Source organism: Hoyosella subflava DQS3-9A1, assembly GCF_000214175.1.
Classification (GTDB): domain Bacteria; phylum Actinomycetota; class Actinomycetes; order Mycobacteriales; family Mycobacteriaceae; genus Hoyosella; species Hoyosella subflava.
On the sequence record NC_015564.1, the window covers coordinates 2,934,697 to 2,951,004 of the forward strand.

Genomic DNA, 16,308 nt, shown 5'->3' on the forward strand with positions numbered 1-16,308 from the left:
CAAGGAATTCGATGGCACACGTCATTACGCAGGCCTGCTGCAACGACGCCAGCTGTCTGTCGGTCTGCCCCGTCGACTGCATTCATCCCAGCCCTGACGAACCCGGCTTCGCGACCGCCGAGATGCTCTACATCGATCCGGCCGGCTGTATCGATTGCGGCGCGTGCGTCGACGAATGCCCCGTCTCAGCGATCAAACCCGACGACAAACTCGACGAGACCAATCGCCACTTCATCGACCTCAATGCCGCGTACTACACCGACCACCAGCCGATTCGGCGTAAGCCAGTCGCGCTGCCACTGCCGTCGCCGCCTCGGCGCGCGCACATTGCTGTCATCGGCAGCGGCCCGTCGGCGTTCTATGCTGCAGAGCAACTGCTTTCACAGCCTGGAGTGTCGGTCGATATGTTCGAGCGCCTGCCCACCCCGTATGGACTGGTGCGGGCTGGGGTCGCGCCCGATCACCAGTCCACGAAAGCGGTCACGCGGATGTTCGCCGCCACCGCTGCAAGGAGGTTGTTCCGCTACTTCCTCAACGTCGAAGTCGGGCGTGACATCACTCTCGACGAGTTGACCACGCGTTACGACGCTGTGCTACACGCCAGCGGTGCCGCACATGATCGACGGCTTGGTATCGACGGGGAGGATTTGCACGGCTCAGTCTCCGCGACCCGATTCGTCGCCTGGTATAACGGCCATCCCGACTTCGCCCACGAGCAGTTCGATCTATCCGGTGAGACTGCGGTTATCGTCGGAAATGGCAACGTCGCCCTCGACGTGGCCCGGATCCTCGTCAGTGATCCGGAGTCCCTGGCGCCCACCGATATCGCTGATCACGCCCTCGCGGCGCTGCGACGTTCGAAAGTGCGCGAGGTGGTGGTACTGGGTCGGCGAGGGATTGCTGACGCCGCCCACACCATCGGTGAGTTCGCTGCGCTGGGCAACCTACGAGGAGTCGACATCGTGATCGATCCCGATGACCTGCGGCTCCCCGCAGCAACGGCGGCGGCCCTCGCCGATGGCACGCTCGACTCGATGCTCGCCGCGAAAATCCGTATCGCCCAAAGGTTTTCCGCCCAGCCGATCACGCCCGGCAACCGGCGCATCGTGATGCGCTACCTTGTCGCCCCCGAATCGATCATTGGAGAAAGCACCGTAGCTGGGATTTCGTGCGTCCACAACGTCTACGCCGAAGACTCGAAAGTCACCGCGACCTCCCTGCGTTTCACGACCGACACTGGTCTAGTCATCCGCGCCGCCGGCTATCGCGGCAGCCCTATCCCGGGTTTACCCTTCGACTCAGGACGTTGCGTTGTGCCAAATGACGAAGGCCGAGTATCGCAGACCCGAGGACATTACGTTGCGGGGTGGATCAAACGAGGCCCCACCGGCGGTATCGGGATGAACCGAATCTGCGGCCGGGAAACCGCCCGCACAATCCTCGCCGACCTCGCTTCCGGTCAACTTCGCTCACCCGAGATCCCGCGCGGCGACGTCATGGATCTCCTCAAGACCCGCGGCGCTCACCTCATCGACGCAGACGGATGGTCGCGGATCGATCAGCACGAGCGATCCGCGGGTCATCGAGCCGGGCGACCTCGAGTAAAACTCGTCGATGCCGCCGAGTTGGAGGCGGTTGCGCGTCGTCCGAAGCACGAGTAGCGGAGTAGGCAGCGGCTATTCGAATCGCGCGCAAGGAGCGTTACCTGAAGCTCCTCAGGTGGGTTCGATTGAAGCCGTCAGCAGCTCCCTGCGGCGCCCGCCTGAGTGACGTGGAGTGTTTCGTCGAACCCGTCCCGGAGCATCCTGTGCTGGCCGTACTCGTCAATCGTGCAGGGCGAGGTGCGCCCGCGTATCCCTTCCACCTGGACGCAGTCGAGCGATGAAGTCACCGCAACGCTGCCGTCGGCTGCGGTCGCCCCGGTGTAGAAGACACCGGATCCGCCGGTGCAGCGGGACACCGTGAGCTCGCGGCCAGCGACAGGGTCACCTGTTTCTGAATCGACGAGCCGGAAAGTTCCGGTGATCGCTGGACTGTCATCGAGGAATAGCAGGTCGACTGTTTTCTCCTGTCCGGCAACCAATTGCGTTCCCAGGTAGCTTGTCGGCAGTGGGTTGGCTTCGATGGGAAGTTCGACGAGCCCGAACCCGTAGCACCCTGCGGGCAGGTCGCTCAGTATTGCTGTGCCATCGCCGCCAGTTGTCGGCATACCTGCCGTTGGCAGCTGGAAGTCTGTGGGTTCCACGGATTCACAGTGGTTTGAACCGGTCACGGTGACGGATACGCCAGGGATTGGCACACCCGATTCGGTGGCCGCCGAGATGATGAAAGTACCGGTACCAGTCGCGTCGTTACCTTCTGCGCTGCCTGAATCTACTGGCTCGGTGGGACTCGAGGGTTCTTGAGCCGCTGGCGATACGGGCGCATTCCCGCCCGCGTTGTCAGCCTCATTTACCGGGACGGTCGTTGTCGCGGCTTCGCTAGTTGCCGGTGTAGCCCCTGTTGCTGTGGCAGACGTGATTTCGGTGTCTGCACCGCATGCCGTCAGAAAAAACACCGGCAGTACGGCAGCGGCCGCAACCCAACTCTTGTGACTCACAGATAGCCTTCCCATTATTGAACGCGTACGTTCCGGTCAATCGAGGGCTGGAGAGAGTCCGTTACGTCTTATTGCCGTTTGTGATCTTGTCGAGTTGCGCTCGTTACCTCCGCGTTGCTCAGCATGTTCCGCGCCGCCGCTACGATCGACGGCGTGCCCCACGACAGACGAGAAGCTTTGCGGCGCAAGTATCTGAGTCTTGGCGTGGGAGAACTTGTAGCTGCAGGGGTCTTCGCTGTCGTCCTGCCGCGCCTGACCTCCGCTGAGAACACCGCGGCGATGTGGTGTGCGCTCGTCCCGTTGCTGGCAATCCTCGTGCAGGCCGGCCTCTACTGGCTCGCCGCACGCAGCTGGGTTCATTCCCGACCGATGCCAGCCCGAATCGCCGCTGTTTACAGAGGGTTTCGCGTATTCAACGTCGCGCTCCTCGCCGCTGGACTGGTCGGCGTCCTGGTCTGGATGCCCAGCACCATGGGCGCTGCGATCCTCGTTCTCGCGGTGTGGGCATTCGGGGTCGTCGAGTACGTCAATTACTTCGTCGTGCGACTGTCCTACCCAGTCGGGTCCTGGCTGTCCAGAGTTGGCCAGCGGCGCACGCCTCGACTGGTTCAGGACATCCAGTCGAGCGAGCCACGCTAGGTCGCGCAGGGAACGTCCCACTAGTGCGGGGAAACGCACCGTCCCGCTCGCTGATCCGCGTGCGTTTCTCTGCACGCGTCGAGAGCATGAAAACTACTCCCTCGACACCCACTGGCCGTCTGTGCTATTTTTTGGCTGTGCAGCCAGATTCTAAAGCAGATAGCCAAAGCGCGCGGTCCTTCATCGAGCAAGCTCGCCGTGCGCAGATCATCGACGCCGCCATCACGACGATCGCGGATTCTGGCTATTCCAGCGCTTCGATGGCGCAGATCGCGAAAACCGCTGGCATCAGCAGGGGTTTGATTTCGTACCACTTCGCGAACAAGGACGAACTGATCGCGCAACTGGTGATCAAGGTCTACACCGACGCGGGTGAATACATGGGGGCCCGTGTCAGCACCGAATCGACACCGGCCGGACAGCTGCGCGAGTACATCGCGTCCAACCTCGACTACATGGCGGTTCATCCCAAGGGAATCATCGCTCTCGTCGAGATCTTCTCGAGCGGAGCACTCGCGAACCTCCCCGGCATCGACGCGAGCGAAGGCGAAGAACAGTCGCTCGCACCCGTCGTCGAGGTCTTCGAGCGCGGACAGCAGCTGGGGCAGTTCGCCGACTTCAACCCGCGGTTCATGGCACAAGCGCTTCGGAACGTCATTGATGGGGTGTCACCTCACCTCTCCGATCCGCAGCTCGACCTGGAGATGTACAAGCAGCAAATCATCACCATGTTCGAACGCGCCACCGGCGCCCAGCACCCATCTGAGGAGGTTCCGGAGACATGATCGAGCTTCACAACAGAGCACGCGATTCTCGCTAGCGAGAGCACTGGTCAGGCGTGGCCTGTTCTCCCCCATCAGCTTCCGGCTCCGTTCGCCTTTCCGGAACCGCCGGAGTTGATGACCAACCACACCGAGGTGATGTCATGACCAGCCCCATCATGCGCGTGCGCGACGTGACCCGCCGTTACGGCGACGTCGTCGCAGTGGACGGCGTGTCCCTCGACATCGCACCGGGAGAACTCGTCGGACTGCTCGGCCCGAACGGGGCCGGCAAGACGACGCTGATCAACCTTCTTGTTGGGTTACGCCGCCCGGACTCCGGCACGGTCGAGTTGTGTGGCGGCAACCCGCGCGATGAGGCAACACGCCAGGCCATCGGGGTCACCCCGCAACAAACAGCGCTTCCGGAGGCGTGGCGCGTCGGCGAACTCATCGACTTCATCGCCGCGCATTATCCGAACCCGACGAATCGCGATGACCTGCTCGCACGCTTCGACCTGCAGGACTTGTGTTCCCGCCAGATCGGTGGGTTGTCGGGCGGCCAGCAGCGTCGCGTCGCGGTGGCGCTGGCGTTCGCGGGGAACCCGCGAGTAGTTTTCCTCGACGAACCGTCAACAGGCCTTGATGTCGAGGCGCGACGGCAACTCTGGACCGGAATCCGCGCGTTCCACGACGAAGGCGGAACGGTGTTGCTCACGAGCCACTACCTCGAAGAGGTCGAGGCACTCGCGCAAAGGGTCGCCGTGGTCGACCGCGGTCGTGTCATCGCGGACGGAAGTGTCCGCGACGTTCGGGGCCTTGTCAGCCTGAAACGGGTTTCGCTGATCTGTCCCGAGCTGCCCTCGATCCCTGGTGTCGCGCGCGTCGAACACAACGACCGCGGCAACACCACCGTCCTGACGAATGATGCGGACCACTTCGTGCGCGAGCTTGTCACCTCCGGAGCGTCGTTCTCCGAACTCGAGATTCGTTCTGCGTCACTCGAAGACGCGTTCCTCTCGATCACCAGCAAGCACGTCGCCTGACCGCGGAAGGCCCCGAGATGTCTCTCACTGCCCTGTACACCAAGCGCCAACTCATCGAAACCGCGCGGACACCCGTCTCATTCCTCGCAATCACGCTGACACCGATCGCTGTGATGGTGTTCTTCATCGTCCCGTTTCTGTCCGACGACCCCGCGGCCATGACGGGTGCGACCGCGACGATGGTGGTGTTCGCTGTGCTGCTCGGCTGCGTCGGGCACTTCTCGTTCACCGTGTCCGCACTCCGCGAATCGCCGTGGGGCGCCTACATGCGCACATTGCCGGGCGGACTCGGCCCTCAGTTCATGAGCAACATTCTCACCGGACTCGCCGTCGTGCTCGCAGGGGTCATTCCTATCGTCCTCGTGGCAGCCCTTTTCACGGAGGCCACGGCACCGTTGAGCCGCGTTCTTCTCGCAACCCTCGCACTGCTGCCTGTGATTGTGTCGTTCACGATCATGGGCATTGCGATCGGCTACAACCTGTCCGCGCGGGCCACGATGATCACGAACAGCATCATTTTCATCCCTCTCGCTGTGGCGGGCGGAATGTTCTTCGACGCCAACGACACTCCAGCGCTAGTTGAGACGATCGCGCCGTATGTCCCAACGCGTGGCGCGACCGATCTTGTTGTCGGCGCGCTGACAGACTATTCACCGAGCCCGCTGGCCCTGGCGATGCTCGCCTTCTGGACGGCCGTGCTCGCGGTTGCAGCGGTATGGGGCTATCAGCGTGACGAAGGCAGGCGATTCCAGTAGGCACATTTCAGGCGGCATCTACGCGGGACGCGTCGTGCAACGTCTCTTCGATGTGGCGAATCAGCAGCTCTGGCCTTCGCAGGTGCTCATTGACAACTCGTATGACACGCCACCCTGCGCGCAGGTAGGCATTCGCGCGCAGGACATCTTTGCGGGCCTGTTTCGGGTCCTCGAAGTGATGTGCCCCGTCGTATTCGACAGCGACCTTCCATTGCGGCCAGGCCAGGTCAGCACGCGCGATGAACCGCCCCGCCGCGTCACGCACAGTGTGCTGACTTACCGGCCGTGGCAGGCCTGCCCGGACGATCAGAAGGCGGAGGCGTGTCTCGCGGGGAGACTCTGCACCGGGATCCGCGAGTAGCAGAACTTCACGCAGCGCAGTGATTCCACGGCTGCCGCGCTTGCGTTCCGCGTACTCAGCGAGCATGCCAGGAGTGAGTGGTGTGGCCTGGTACAGCGCATCAATCAGCGCCACAGCATGATCGGGTTCGCGGCGCCGCGCGATATCGAATGCCGTGCGCGCCGGTGTGGTGAGCCGCATCCCATGTTTGCTCATCACCTCGTGCTCCTCGAGCCGGTCACGGTGGATGACCAGGCCGCGGACCTGCGCAGCCTTCCGGGTGACGATTTCAGCCGACTGGTCGGGCAGATATCTGACGTTGTGCACAGCAGCTGCGGAAACACCGGAAAGGACACACTCCCCTGCCGCCCACACCCATGCTGCACGCGCTTTCACGAGTGGCGTCAACTCGGCGGCGCGCTCGATGTAGACGCCTCGCACAACACGCTGGTATCCGCGCAACTGGCCGCGTGTGAGTCCACGCTGCGCTGGTGTGAATGGGTGCACGCCTAACCAGACGCACGGCACGGCGGTGCGGATCACATGTGCAGAGAAAATCACAGGATCTGGCGATTCGGGCGTGCGCTTCTCTGCACGTGCCGAACACATGATGCTAGACAATAATGTGTGACACACAGTATTGTGTTAGGCATGACGAGGGACGAAGTGCTACCGGGGCACATACAAGAGTTACGCCGAGGCACCGTCGTACTAGCTTGCTTGGCAACGCTTTCAGAGCCGCGCTACGGCTACGCACTGCTCGAATCGCTGAGCTCAGCAGGCTTCAGTGTCGATGGCAACACTCTCTACCCGCTGCTGCGACGCCTCGAGAAGCAGGGTCTGCTCGAAAGCGAGTGGAACACCGACGAGCCGCGGCCACGCAAGTTCTATCGCGTCAGCGCACTGGGCACGGCCATCCTCAACGACCTGATCGACGAGTGGCGGACCCTCAACACATCGATCGAATCACTTTCACGGGGAGGAACAGAATGACCACCTTGACCGAACGCTACGTGTGGGACGTCGCACGGCGCCTTCCGGAAAAGCAGCGCGGAGACATCGCCGCAGAACTCACCGTGACGATCACTGACATGGTGGACGCACGCACGGACGCCGGCCAGCCGCGTACTGACGCTGAGCGCGCGGTGCTGATCGAACTCGGCGAACCACGCGCCCTCGCCGGCAGATACCGTGACCGGCCGCAGTACTTGATCGGGCCCGAGATCTTCCCTGACTATCTAAGACTGATCCAGCTGCTCACCTCGATCGTCCTACCCGTAATTGCCGTCGTGATACTTGCGGTCAAACTGGTCGAGGATGAACCGATCGGCGGTGCGCTGGGTTCAGCGATCGGCGTTACCATCGAGGTCGCGATCCACCTCGTGTTCTGGGTGACGCTGGTCTTCGCGATCATTGAACGATCCGGAAACCAGAAGGACGTCGTAGCGCACGAAGAATGGGACCCTGATTCCCTGCCAGCAGGCACCGGCGCAACGACGATATCCAAGGGTGAAACAGTCACCGGGATGGTGTTCGTCGTAATCGCTATCGGGTTCCTGTTCTGGCAGCATCTGCGCTCACCCGTTTCCACGCTCGACGACGCGCGCGTACCCCTCCTCAACCCCGAGCTGTGGAACGGCTGGATGCAGGTCATCATTGCCATCCTCGTCTTGTCACTCGCGATTGAGGTAGCGAAATACGTTCGCGGCCACTGGAACTACCCCATCGCCATCGCGAACACAGCGGTGAACCTGGCGTTCCTCGCGGTCGTCGGGTGGCTGGCTATCGCCGACGAGTTGATCAACCCGACCCTCCTGGCGACGATCGCGGAACGCGCGCAATGGGACTCCGTACCCACCGTCAACCCGTGGCTCATCATTCTCGTCGTCGCTGTGATCGCGATCTGGGACAGCGCAGACGGCCTGCGCAAGGCAAGCGCTGCTACGTAGTCTCGCCTCGGAAGAGATAACGTCGCACAATTGACAGCGTGACCGCACACCCTTCTGAGGCCGCGACCATCGCGGATCGGCTGCGAGCGGCGCGCCGCGCCCGATTCGTCGGCCGGCGCGGTGAGCTCGAATTGTTCCGGGCAGCGCTCGACTCCGATTCACCGCCGTTTGCGGTCCTGTACCTCTACGGCCCAGGCGGTATCGGCAAATCGGCGCTGCTCGATCAATTCCAGGAAATCTCGCTGTCGTACCGGCGCCGCGTCATCGCTCTCGATGCCCGCAATCTCGATCCGTCGCCGGCCGCCTTCCTTGATGCTCTTGGCGGTGAACTTCCCTCCGAGCCAGCCGTCCTGCTGCTCGACACATACGAGGTGCTCGCACCTTTGGATGTGTGGCTGCGCGGCGAGTTCCTGCCCTCGCTGCCGAGCGACGTCACCGTGGTGATAGCGGGCCGGAATCCACCCTCCCCAGAGTGGCTTGCTGACCCTGGATGGCAGGACCTTCTGCGCGTGGTGTCGCTCCGCAATCTCGCGCCAGAAGACACACGCACGTTCCTTGCTGCAGCAGGTGTTGCTGCGGCACGCCATGACGTCGCACTCCAGCTCACCCATGGCCATCCACTGTCTCTCGCGCTGATGACTGAGGTGCTGCGGGCTGAGCACTTAGCGGACAGTGACCTCGCGCTAGCACCGAACATCGTCGCCGCGCTGCTGCACCGATTTGTGGATGCGGTGCCCTCCCTGCTTCACAGGTCCGCAGTGGAAGTGTGTTCCCTCGCGCAGTACACGACGGAGGCTTTGCTGCGCGATGTCCTTCCCGGTGATGACGTGCCCGACCTGTTCACCTGGCTGCGTGCGGTGTCGTTCGTCGAAGAAGGACCGTGGGGCGTTTTCCCGCACGACGCAGCACGTGACGCGCTCGACGCGGACCTTCGCTGGCGTGACGAAAACAGATACGTCGAGCTGCACGATAAAGTTCGTGAGCACGTCCTGCGAACAATCGCCGCGACCACGGGCCGCACCCAGCTGCGACATGTTCATGCGCTGGCATACCTGCACCGGCGCAACCGTGCAGTAAGCGGCTTCTGGGATTGGGCGACATTCGGCCAGGCGTACACCGACGAACTGTCCCCCTCCGACCACGCGGCCATCATCGCGATGACCGAACAGCATCAGGGGCCAGAACAGGCTGACTATGTGCGGTTCTGGCTCGAACATCAGCCTTCCGCGTTCATAGTGTTTCGCGCCGGCGAGCCCGGACCTATCGGCTTCGCCTGCCGCCTCGAACTGCACGGAATGGACCCAGCTGAACGTGATGCGGACCCCGGCACCCGCGCGATGTGGCGCTACGTGGTGCAGACCGCGCCTCCGCTGCCCGGTGAAACCGTCTACGCGGCGAGGTTCCTGATAGATGCCATCCACAATCAGGAACCATCAATGTCGCAGAACCTCATCAGTGTGCGACACACCCAGGAACTCCTCCGCGCGACGTCGCCAGCATGGGATCTCATCGGTGCCTATGCCGACGGCGAGCGCTGGGCGCCGCTCTTCGACTACCTGGACTTCCACCGTGCAACCGCCGCTGAGTACGACGTAGGCGGCGCCCATTACTCCGTGTTTGCGCACGACTGGCGCCGCAAGAACATCAGCGACTGGCTAGACATGATGGGCAGACGTGAGGTTGGAGAGGACATCACGCCACCCACTGCTCCGGTACCGGAAGTTGCCCTGTCGCAGCCCGACTTCGAGCACGCAGTGCGCGATGCGCTGAAACATTTCCGCGATCCGGCGCGCCTTGCCCGCAACCCGCTGGCAACGTCGCGCCTCACCCGCGGAGCAGCACACCCGGTTGCCGAGCTCCAGCGGCAGATCACCGCGGCCGCCGAAAGCCTGGGTGAAGACCCGCGCAGCGAGAAGCTCTATCGCGTGATCAACCGCACGTACCTCCACCCGGCAGTGACGCAGGAGAAAGCCGCGGAAGTGCTCGGCCTTCCGTTCTCGACCTATCGCCGTCACTTGACGCGCGGTGTGGAGCGGATCGCCGCTGATCTCTGGCACCGCGAGCTCTACGGTTAGGCGCCAGATCGAGCAATAAATGGCCTGGATAGTGAACAGTTCCCGGCGGTATCGTCACTCTATCCCGATTTGAGGAGGCAGCGATGTCACTGTCCACCACCAGCCACGAACACGCCATTGTTCTCGGCGCCAGCATGGCAGGACTGCTTGCTGCGCGTGTGCTGTCGGAGACCTTTGAACGGGTGACGATTCTCGAACGCGACGCCCTGCCCACCGCAGCGGAACCGCGTCTCGGGGTTCCGCAAAGCCGGCAAGCTCATCTGCTGCTGCCGGGTGGCGCTCAGGTCATCGAGTCACTGTTCCCTGGCTTCCTGTCCGATCTCAAGGCGATGAATGTCCCTGTGCTCCGCACCTGCCGCGAGATCAAATTCATCGTTGGCGGCCACACGTTGAGTCAGGAAGGCGTCATCGAGGACCCGACCTATCAGCCGTCCCGGCCACTGCTAGAGCGTCAGCTCCGCGCCCGGCTAGAGCGTCTACCGAACGTGGCCCTGATCGATCGCTGCGACGTCGTCGGATTGCACACCACACCGAACGGACGCATACCTCGCGTGACCGGGGTGAACGTCGTGCAGCGGCGGTCCGGCAGCGCGGCCGAGGTACGTGCGGCGGACCTCGTTGTCGACGCAACCGGACGCCGCAGCCGGGTACCCGAGTGGATCAGCGCACTCGGGTGCACGCCTCCAGCGAAGAGCGAGCTTCGGGTCGACCTGAAGTACGTGAGCCAGACGCTACGGTTGCAGGAAGGTGCCCTCGGCGAGTTGCAGCTCTATTTACACGGCCCGGTACCGGGCAACCCCAGAGGGATGGTGCTGATCAGGCAAGAAAACGATCACTGGAAGCTGCTTGTCTTCGGGTACGGAACACACCGCCCCTCAGCCGATCCATTGCGGCATAGGGAATTCGTTGCGCATGTCGCGCCGCCTGAGGTGTTGCGCGCGATCCAGCAGGCGGAGGCGCTGGACGCGCCGGTCGGTCACGGATTCCCGTCGAATCTGCGCCGCCACTATGAGAAGCTCACCGACTTCCCCACGGGGCTGCTCGTGATCGGCGACGCAGCGTGCAGCTTCAATCCGCTGTACGCCCAGGGCATGTCGGTCGCTGCGCTTCAGGCGATGGCGCTGCGAAAGAGCCTGGCTGGGAACCATCGCACCCTCGCCCGCAGGTATTTCCGTGCCGCGGCCAAACCAATCGGCGTCGCGTGGCAGACCGCGATCGGCGGGGATCTGGCGCTGCCGGAAGTTGAGGGTGAGCGGACACTCGCCACCCGCCTGGCGGAACGGTACGTCTCGCGGATTCAGGCCGCCGCCGAAACCGATCCCTTCGTCGCGCGTACGTTCCTGAGGGTATCGGCGTTCATGGAGCCGCCCTCGCGGCTCTTCAGCCCGCGCATGCTGCGACGAGTGCTGCGCCCGCCCACCCAGATCCCGCCGCACGATCCAAAGATCGGTGACACGTCCACACATGTGACTCACGCACTCTGAATTTAGTTTGCGGGCGCCGCGAAGAACTCCAGCGCGTTTCCGTCGGGGTCGCGGAAGGAGAGCCCGGAGCCATACGGGGCGTCCTTGATCCCTCCATTCTTGACCCCCAACTCATCCAGTTTCACCTTCCATGCTTCGAGCTCGCTGCGGCTCCCGCAGTGGAAGGACACATGGTCAAGCCCGATGCGAACTTCATCGAATGTGTCTTCTTTCGGGGTGCCTGGATGTTCATGGATTCCGAGCAAGCCGCCGCCGGGCAATGCCCACACGACGTGATACCAGGGGCCGGTGTCTTCGTCGATGACGGGCTGGGTGCCGAACAAAGCTTGGTACCAGGGGCGGCTGACGTCGCAGCTCTTCACAGTGAGAGCCACGTGACCTAATGGCGGAAACTCAGACATGGCCGACGCTCCCTTCAGCAGCCCTCCTGCCGGGCGCTGGATCGAATTTTACTCCCGGATTCCACGGCCAGCTATGCTGCGGGCGTGGCTGAAAGCGCGGGCATTCTGCTGTACCGGATGAGCAGCTCGCTAGAAGTGTTCCTCGCACACATGGGCGGTCCCTTCTGGGCGCGCAGGACCGAGGGCGCCTGGACGATCCCGAAGGGCGAGTGCATGCCCGGTGAGGACGCGCTCGCGACCGCTCACCGTGAGTTCGCCGAAGAGATCGGCTCCGCAGCGCCCGATGTTGCGTACTTCAAGCTCGGGTCGTTTCGTTATGCATCGGGCAAGGTAGTGCACGTTTTCGCTGGCGAGGCGGCTCTATTTGAGGTCGATGCGGTCAGCAGCAACACGTTCGAGCTCGAGTGGCCGCCACGTTCGGGCCGCCGACGGGCATTCCCCGAGATTGACGACGCCCGCTGGGTTCCGGTGGCGGAAGCCCGCCCACTTCTCGTCGCGGGACAGCGGCCGATGCTCGACGCCCTCGCCGCGACAGTTCGCGAACCGCCCGGCGAGGCCACACGTGCTGAATAACGCACCGCGAAACGCGACGTGGCACGACCATTTCTCGGCACATGTGAGGGGCACGCCCACTGCCCCGCCGAACGTCAAGGTTGCGCGTTGTTCAGCTCGCTCAGTGCCAATGATTGCCCGGCGAGATAAACGTCGACACCGTCCGCGGTCACCTCGACGCGTTCCGCCACCAATCCGTCGGGCAGCACGGCGACTGATTCCTGTGTACCGCTCCGGATGGCGGAGAAGATTTGGTCCGGGATCGGGAAGCCGAGAATCGAGCCACCGTCTGTCTCGGTGACGATCTCGCCATTCTGGACGAGCGGTGTGACGAACACCGACGCGGCACCTTCAGCGAGAACCACTTCGATCGCGTTACGGTCCGGACGGGCCACCACGTCATCGATCGTCACCACAACGCCTAGTGGGAGCTGGACGCCGCCCCCACCTTGGGCCTCGATCGCCTCGAGGATCGTCTGAGTGGTGACACGCGCCGTGATGTTCACCTGCTCGGCAACCGGGTTGGCGCGGTCACTGATATCGGTGCCGTCCAGCTTGATGAGCACCGACGAACCGCTCAGGCTGCCCCTCGTGATGGTGTCAGATTCGATGGTCATCTCACCGACCCGGTCATTGAGGAGGCCAGGTATCAGCGGTTGAGTCCCGAACGAGGTGGAAACGCTGGTCTGCCACGTGTCACTCAGCGGCTCACTGACTTCCCGGCCGACAAAGTAGCGCGCGAGCGCCTCTCCCACAGCTGCGGCAGCCACAACGACCACCACGAGACCGATGAGAAGTTTGATCAGTGTCCGCATTCCAGTCCTCTCCCTCTCTCCCGCTGGATCGTGCTTCGGGATCGGCCACGACAGTATGCGGCGATTCCCAACCCTTCAAACTTCGCCCGCGTCTATTCCGCCGGTATCTTCCCGTTCTTCACCGCATCGACCAGCGCCTGATGGTCTTCCTCGGTCTGGTCGGCGTACGCCTTGGCGAACTTGCTGAGCGACTCCGCGACCTTGTCGCTTTTCCCCAGATACCCAGCGATCATTGACGCGCCACTGGTCCGCGCATGTCCTTTCGCGAGGAGGTGGCCGCAAATGCGGGCATAGTCCGCGAGCGCCTCGGTGTCAATGTCGTCGATGTCGATCGCGCCCTTCATGTTCCGGAACTGGCGGACATAGAACTGCCGGCCGTCGAAGGACGTCCAGCCGAGCAGTGGGTCACTCGCCGTTTGCAGTGCGTGCTGATATTCGACGACGCGCTGACCCTGGTGCGCATGCCACGCGTCATCGCCGTGGACGAACCGCGCAATGACGGATCGTCGGGCCTGCTTCAACTGCAAGAAGAGGACGTCGTCGGGACTGCTGCCTTCACATAGCACCACGTAGGCGCGCAGACCGACGCTCCCCACACCAACCACCTTGTGGGCGACGTCGCGCACCGTGTAGCCGGCGAGTACGCGCCGCCACTGCGACGGCACGGATTCGAGGTACTGATCGAGCGCCTCAGCTAGCCGGGTGGCTTCCTTCTCGCCGAGGCTGGTGATCAGCGGTGGTTCTTCGACAATGCGGCGCTGCCCGTCGCGCTCTTCGGTGAACCGTGGCAGTGCACGGTCACTGGTGCGTTTGCGGGCCCGTTTGGCGGACCGCTCTATCTGGTGGCGCAAGCTGCTGTCGTTGGCGGTGGCGCGCAGCCTATCGACGTCAAGGCGTTCGAAATGACGCTGCAGCAGAGGCATCTCCGCGAGGCGGCGCAACTGGCCTCGGTACGCCTCCACGCACGAATGTGTGGCTTCCCCGCACTGACCTTCGGAGGCACCGTTCTGCCGTCCCGCTACCCAGATGCTGGCAACGAGCCGCCGCAGGTCCCATTCCCAGCCCCCGGGATGTGCTTCGTCGAAGTCGTTCAGATCGAAAACGAGTTCACGTTCCGGTGACGCGTAGAAACCGAAGTTACCCATATGCGAGTCTCCGCAGATCACAGGCATGATTCCGGTCGCGGGGAGCGTCGCAACATCAGTAGCCATCAGTCCCGCGGTGCCACGCAGAAAGCCGTAGGGTGACGCGATCATGCGTCCGACCCGCACCGGGACCAGCCAGTCCAGCCGCCCTTGATGCGATACGTTCACTTGCTCGACCGGATCGGCACGGTCATTCGGTTTTTTCCACTCGGCCAAAGATGACCGGGGCACACTGTGCCGCAACTCCTGACCCACCTTGTACCGTTCGTCGCGCGATACCGGCTGATCCCGCATCGAGCCGTAGGCGCGGCTATCTGCATCGGCCAGGACGCGGTGGTTCATCATGCGTTTCAGTATCTTCCTCGACGACGCCGGTGTGGGTACATTGCCGTCATGGTCCCATGCTCCCGAGCATCGTGGGCAACGAACGTCTTGCTGACGTGCAGCGCAGAGGCGTAATATTGATGGACCGACTGGAATGCGGTGAGTTCTACTGCAGAGGGACTCACATATCCATACAGCCCGGCCGCTGGATCCGGAAAACAGCGACCCCGGGGGACTGGATGCGCAGGAAGGCGCGGTTGAAAACACGGATGCGTAAGACACCCGCAAAAGTGAAGAGCCGCTAGAGACTTCGGCAAGAAGTTGACCATGCCGGCCAGCATGGTAGGACGAATTGCCCCAGCCTGACTCTTGAACGTGAGCGCCCAATTCCCCGTTTGGGCGCTTGCGTCCTGTCTGGGGTCAGTACCGATCGTCACATGTACGGGTCAGTGACTTCCCGCAGTTCGAACAGCGCGCGGCGCAACTGATCCATATGTCGTTTCCCCAAATGCGCTTCCCATTCGGCCTCGACTTCCGCGACGGCGGCATTGGCGGCGGCCGAGAGCCTCTTCCCGTGTTCGGTAAACCGGACGAGCCGTGCCCGCTTATCCATCGGGTCGGGCACTCGTTCCACGAGGCCCGATTTCTCCAGCTGGTCGACGAGGAAGCCTGCTGTTTGTTTGGTGATTTGCGCCTGCTCGGCGAGGTCGGTGAGGCGGCTGCCCCCCGGCGCAATCCTGGCTGCGACTCGGCCTTGCGCGATGCTCACGTCTCCGTACCCTGCGGCCTCAAGTGCCTCATGCACGCGGCCTTCGAGGTACCGGAACGAAATGAACATCAGCAGCCCAACGGGCAATTCGTCGTTCGCCATTTCCCTCACACCTCTTGAATTAGTCAGTTAATCTGACTACATTGGTGAGTGTATCGAACTTTTTGGAAATCGTGGAGACAACCATGAACAGCCACTACAGCGCACCCGGCGACGGTATCGCTCTCGACACATTCGATGGCATTCACGTCGTCAAGGCGAGCGCCGCGACGACTGGCGGCGCATACGAACTATTCGAGGTCGACGTGCGGCCCGGACCGCTCGTTCCTCTTCACACCTCGCCCTGGGGAGCGACGGCCTACGTGCTCGAAGGCACGATCACCTTCGTCTCGGAAACCGTGCAGCACACGCTCACGCGAGGCGCGAGCATCACAATCACGCCAGGCACTCCCTATACATGGAACGCTGCCGCGCCAGGTGCCCGCATACTGGCGTTCACAACCGGGGACGGCGCGGGATCATTCTTTGCCGACATCGCACGACTGCCCCGGGATCGCACAATGGATGAAACGATGTCAGTCATGGCTGAGATCGCGCACCGACATGGTGTTTCCGTTGGGACAAGCCCCCAGTCGGCTATCGGGTGACAGCAAC

17 protein-coding genes are annotated in these 16,308 nt (G+C 62.9%); 11 read left to right on the forward strand and 6 right to left on the reverse strand.

Annotation, left to right across the window (positions count from 1 at the left end):
• Positions 1 to 11 precede the first annotated feature (11 nt).
• Positions 12 to 1,661 carry an FAD-dependent oxidoreductase gene (locus tag AS9A_RS13790; protein ID WP_013807661.1) on the forward strand — a complete coding sequence of 550 codons (1,650 nt, stop codon included), beginning with the start codon at positions 12 to 14 and terminating at the stop codon, positions 1,659 to 1,661.
• Between the two features lie 77 nt (positions 1,662 to 1,738).
• Here AS9A_RS13790 and AS9A_RS13795 read toward each other — a convergent pair whose 3' ends face one another.
• Positions 1,739 to 2,599, reverse strand: a complete 861-nt coding sequence (locus AS9A_RS13795) for a collagen binding domain-containing protein (RefSeq protein WP_013807662.1) — start codon at positions 2,597 to 2,599, stop codon at positions 1,739 to 1,741.
• A 153-nt stretch (positions 2,600 to 2,752) separates the two neighbouring features.
• Between AS9A_RS13795 and AS9A_RS13800 the strand changes: the two genes are divergently transcribed.
• From AS9A_RS13800 to AS9A_RS13815, 4 genes are all read left to right on the forward strand, one after another.
• On the forward strand, positions 2,753 to 3,238 hold the full coding sequence (locus tag AS9A_RS13800) for a hypothetical protein (protein ID WP_041451950.1): 486 nt from the start codon (positions 2,753 to 2,755) through the stop codon (positions 3,236 to 3,238).
• A gap of 137 nt (positions 3,239 to 3,375) precedes the next feature.
• Positions 3,376 to 4,023 carry a TetR/AcrR family transcriptional regulator gene (locus AS9A_RS13805; RefSeq protein WP_013807664.1) on the forward strand — a complete coding sequence of 216 codons (648 nt, stop codon included), beginning with the start codon at positions 3,376 to 3,378 and terminating at the stop codon, positions 4,021 to 4,023.
• 140 nt (positions 4,024 to 4,163) lie between these two features.
• Positions 4,164 to 5,045: an ABC transporter ATP-binding protein gene (locus AS9A_RS13810; RefSeq protein WP_013807665.1), complete on the forward strand. Its 882-nt coding sequence runs from the start codon at positions 4,164 to 4,166 to the stop codon at positions 5,043 to 5,045.
• A gap of 17 nt (positions 5,046 to 5,062) precedes the next feature.
• Positions 5,063 to 5,800 (forward strand): ABC transporter permease, encoded by a 738-nt coding sequence (locus AS9A_RS13815; protein ID WP_013807666.1) that lies wholly within the window; start codon positions 5,063 to 5,065, stop codon positions 5,798 to 5,800.
• 7 nt (positions 5,801 to 5,807) lie between these two features.
• Here the strand turns inward: AS9A_RS13815 and AS9A_RS24660 are convergent, their stop codons facing one another.
• The gene (locus AS9A_RS24660) at positions 5,808 to 6,749 is read right to left on the reverse strand and encodes a DUF559 domain-containing protein (RefSeq protein WP_013807667.1); all 942 of its coding nucleotides are present in this window, start codon (positions 6,747 to 6,749) and stop codon (positions 5,808 to 5,810) included.
• Between the two features lie 42 nt (positions 6,750 to 6,791).
• Here AS9A_RS24660 and AS9A_RS13825 point away from each other — a divergent pair, with 42 nt between their 5' ends.
• From AS9A_RS13825 to AS9A_RS13840, 4 genes are all read left to right on the forward strand, one after another.
• The gene (locus AS9A_RS13825; RefSeq protein ID WP_041451096.1) at positions 6,792 to 7,133 is read left to right on the forward strand and encodes a PadR family transcriptional regulator; all 342 of its coding nucleotides are present in this window, start codon (positions 6,792 to 6,794) and stop codon (positions 7,131 to 7,133) included.
• Positions 7,130 to 8,089, forward strand: coding sequence for a permease prefix domain 1-containing protein (locus AS9A_RS13830; RefSeq protein WP_013807669.1), 960 nt, complete (start codon positions 7,130 to 7,132; stop codon positions 8,087 to 8,089). Before AS9A_RS13825 ends, AS9A_RS13830 begins: the two co-directional genes overlap by 4 nt.
• Before the next feature lie 38 nt (positions 8,090 to 8,127).
• A complete protein-coding gene (locus AS9A_RS13835; protein WP_013807670.1) occupies positions 8,128 to 10,164 on the forward strand; it encodes a P-loop NTPase family protein in 2,037 nt (678 codons plus the stop codon).
• 83 nt (positions 10,165 to 10,247) lie between these two features.
• Positions 10,248 to 11,648, forward strand: coding sequence for an NAD(P)/FAD-dependent oxidoreductase (locus AS9A_RS13840; RefSeq protein WP_013807671.1), 1,401 nt, complete (start codon positions 10,248 to 10,250; stop codon positions 11,646 to 11,648).
• A 2-nt stretch (positions 11,649 to 11,650) separates the two neighbouring features.
• Here AS9A_RS13840 and AS9A_RS13845 read toward each other — a convergent pair whose 3' ends face one another.
• Complete coding sequence (locus AS9A_RS13845) at positions 11,651 to 12,049, reverse strand: VOC family protein (protein WP_013807672.1); 399 nt, start codon at positions 12,047 to 12,049, stop codon at positions 11,651 to 11,653.
• A gap of 84 nt (positions 12,050 to 12,133) precedes the next feature.
• Here AS9A_RS13845 and AS9A_RS13850 point away from each other — a divergent pair, with 84 nt between their 5' ends.
• Positions 12,134 to 12,622: an NUDIX domain-containing protein gene (locus tag AS9A_RS13850; RefSeq protein ID WP_013807673.1), complete on the forward strand. Its 489-nt coding sequence runs from the start codon at positions 12,134 to 12,136 to the stop codon at positions 12,620 to 12,622.
• Positions 12,623 to 12,696: 74 nt separating this feature from the next.
• Here the strand turns inward: AS9A_RS13850 and AS9A_RS13855 are convergent, their stop codons facing one another.
• From AS9A_RS13855 to AS9A_RS13865, 3 genes are all read right to left on the reverse strand, one after another.
• On the reverse strand, positions 12,697 to 13,416 hold the full coding sequence (locus AS9A_RS13855; protein WP_013807674.1) for a hypothetical protein: 720 nt from the start codon (positions 13,414 to 13,416) through the stop codon (positions 12,697 to 12,699).
• Positions 13,417 to 13,508: 92 nt separating this feature from the next.
• The gene (locus AS9A_RS13860; RefSeq protein WP_013807675.1) at positions 13,509 to 14,906 is read right to left on the reverse strand and encodes a DUF2252 domain-containing protein; all 1,398 of its coding nucleotides are present in this window, start codon (positions 14,904 to 14,906) and stop codon (positions 13,509 to 13,511) included.
• Between the two features lie 412 nt (positions 14,907 to 15,318).
• Positions 15,319 to 15,756 carry a MarR family winged helix-turn-helix transcriptional regulator gene (locus tag AS9A_RS13865; protein WP_013807676.1) on the reverse strand — a complete coding sequence of 146 codons (438 nt, stop codon included), beginning with the start codon at positions 15,754 to 15,756 and terminating at the stop codon, positions 15,319 to 15,321.
• 83 nt (positions 15,757 to 15,839) lie between these two features.
• Here AS9A_RS13865 and AS9A_RS23870 point away from each other — a divergent pair, with 83 nt between their 5' ends.
• Positions 15,840 to 16,301 carry a cupin domain-containing protein gene (locus tag AS9A_RS23870; protein ID WP_013807677.1) on the forward strand — a complete coding sequence of 154 codons (462 nt, stop codon included), beginning with the start codon at positions 15,840 to 15,842 and terminating at the stop codon, positions 16,299 to 16,301.
• The last annotated feature ends 7 nt before the right edge of the window (positions 16,302 to 16,308 follow it).

What these genes read in the sequence shown, in the direction of transcription:
- AS9A_RS13810 (WP_013807665.1), top strand. Translation starts at nt 4,164, where the DNA reads ATGACCAGCCCCATCATGCGCGTGCGCGACGTGACCCGCCGTTACGGC.
- AS9A_RS23870 (WP_013807677.1), top strand. Translation starts at nt 15,840, where the DNA reads ATGAACAGCCACTACAGCGCACCCGGCGACGGTATCGCTCTCGACACA.
- AS9A_RS24660 (WP_013807667.1), bottom strand. Translation starts at nt 6,749, where the DNA reads ATGTGTTCGGCACGTGCAGAGAAGCGCACGCCCGAATCGCCAGATCCT.
- AS9A_RS13855 (WP_013807674.1), bottom strand. Translation starts at nt 13,416, where the DNA reads ATGCGGACACTGATCAAACTTCTCATCGGTCTCGTGGTGGTCGTTGTG.
- AS9A_RS13860 (WP_013807675.1), bottom strand. Translation starts at nt 14,906, where the DNA reads ATGATGAACCACCGCGTCCTGGCCGATGCAGATAGCCGCGCCTACGGC.
- AS9A_RS13840 (WP_013807671.1), top strand. Translation starts at nt 10,248, where the DNA reads ATGTCACTGTCCACCACCAGCCACGAACACGCCATTGTTCTCGGCGCC.
- AS9A_RS13825 (WP_041451096.1), top strand. Translation starts at nt 6,792, where the DNA reads ATGACGAGGGACGAAGTGCTACCGGGGCACATACAAGAGTTACGCCGA.
- AS9A_RS13830 (WP_013807669.1), top strand. Translation starts at nt 7,130, where the DNA reads ATGACCACCTTGACCGAACGCTACGTGTGGGACGTCGCACGGCGCCTT.
- AS9A_RS13865 (WP_013807676.1), bottom strand. Translation starts at nt 15,756, where the DNA reads ATGGCGAACGACGAATTGCCCGTTGGGCTGCTGATGTTCATTTCGTTC.
- AS9A_RS13815 (WP_013807666.1), top strand. Translation starts at nt 5,063, where the DNA reads ATGTCTCTCACTGCCCTGTACACCAAGCGCCAACTCATCGAAACCGCG.
- AS9A_RS13845 (WP_013807672.1), bottom strand. Translation starts at nt 12,049, where the DNA reads ATGTCTGAGTTTCCGCCATTAGGTCACGTGGCTCTCACTGTGAAGAGC.
- AS9A_RS13790 (WP_013807661.1), top strand. Translation starts at nt 12, where the DNA reads ATGGCACACGTCATTACGCAGGCCTGCTGCAACGACGCCAGCTGTCTG.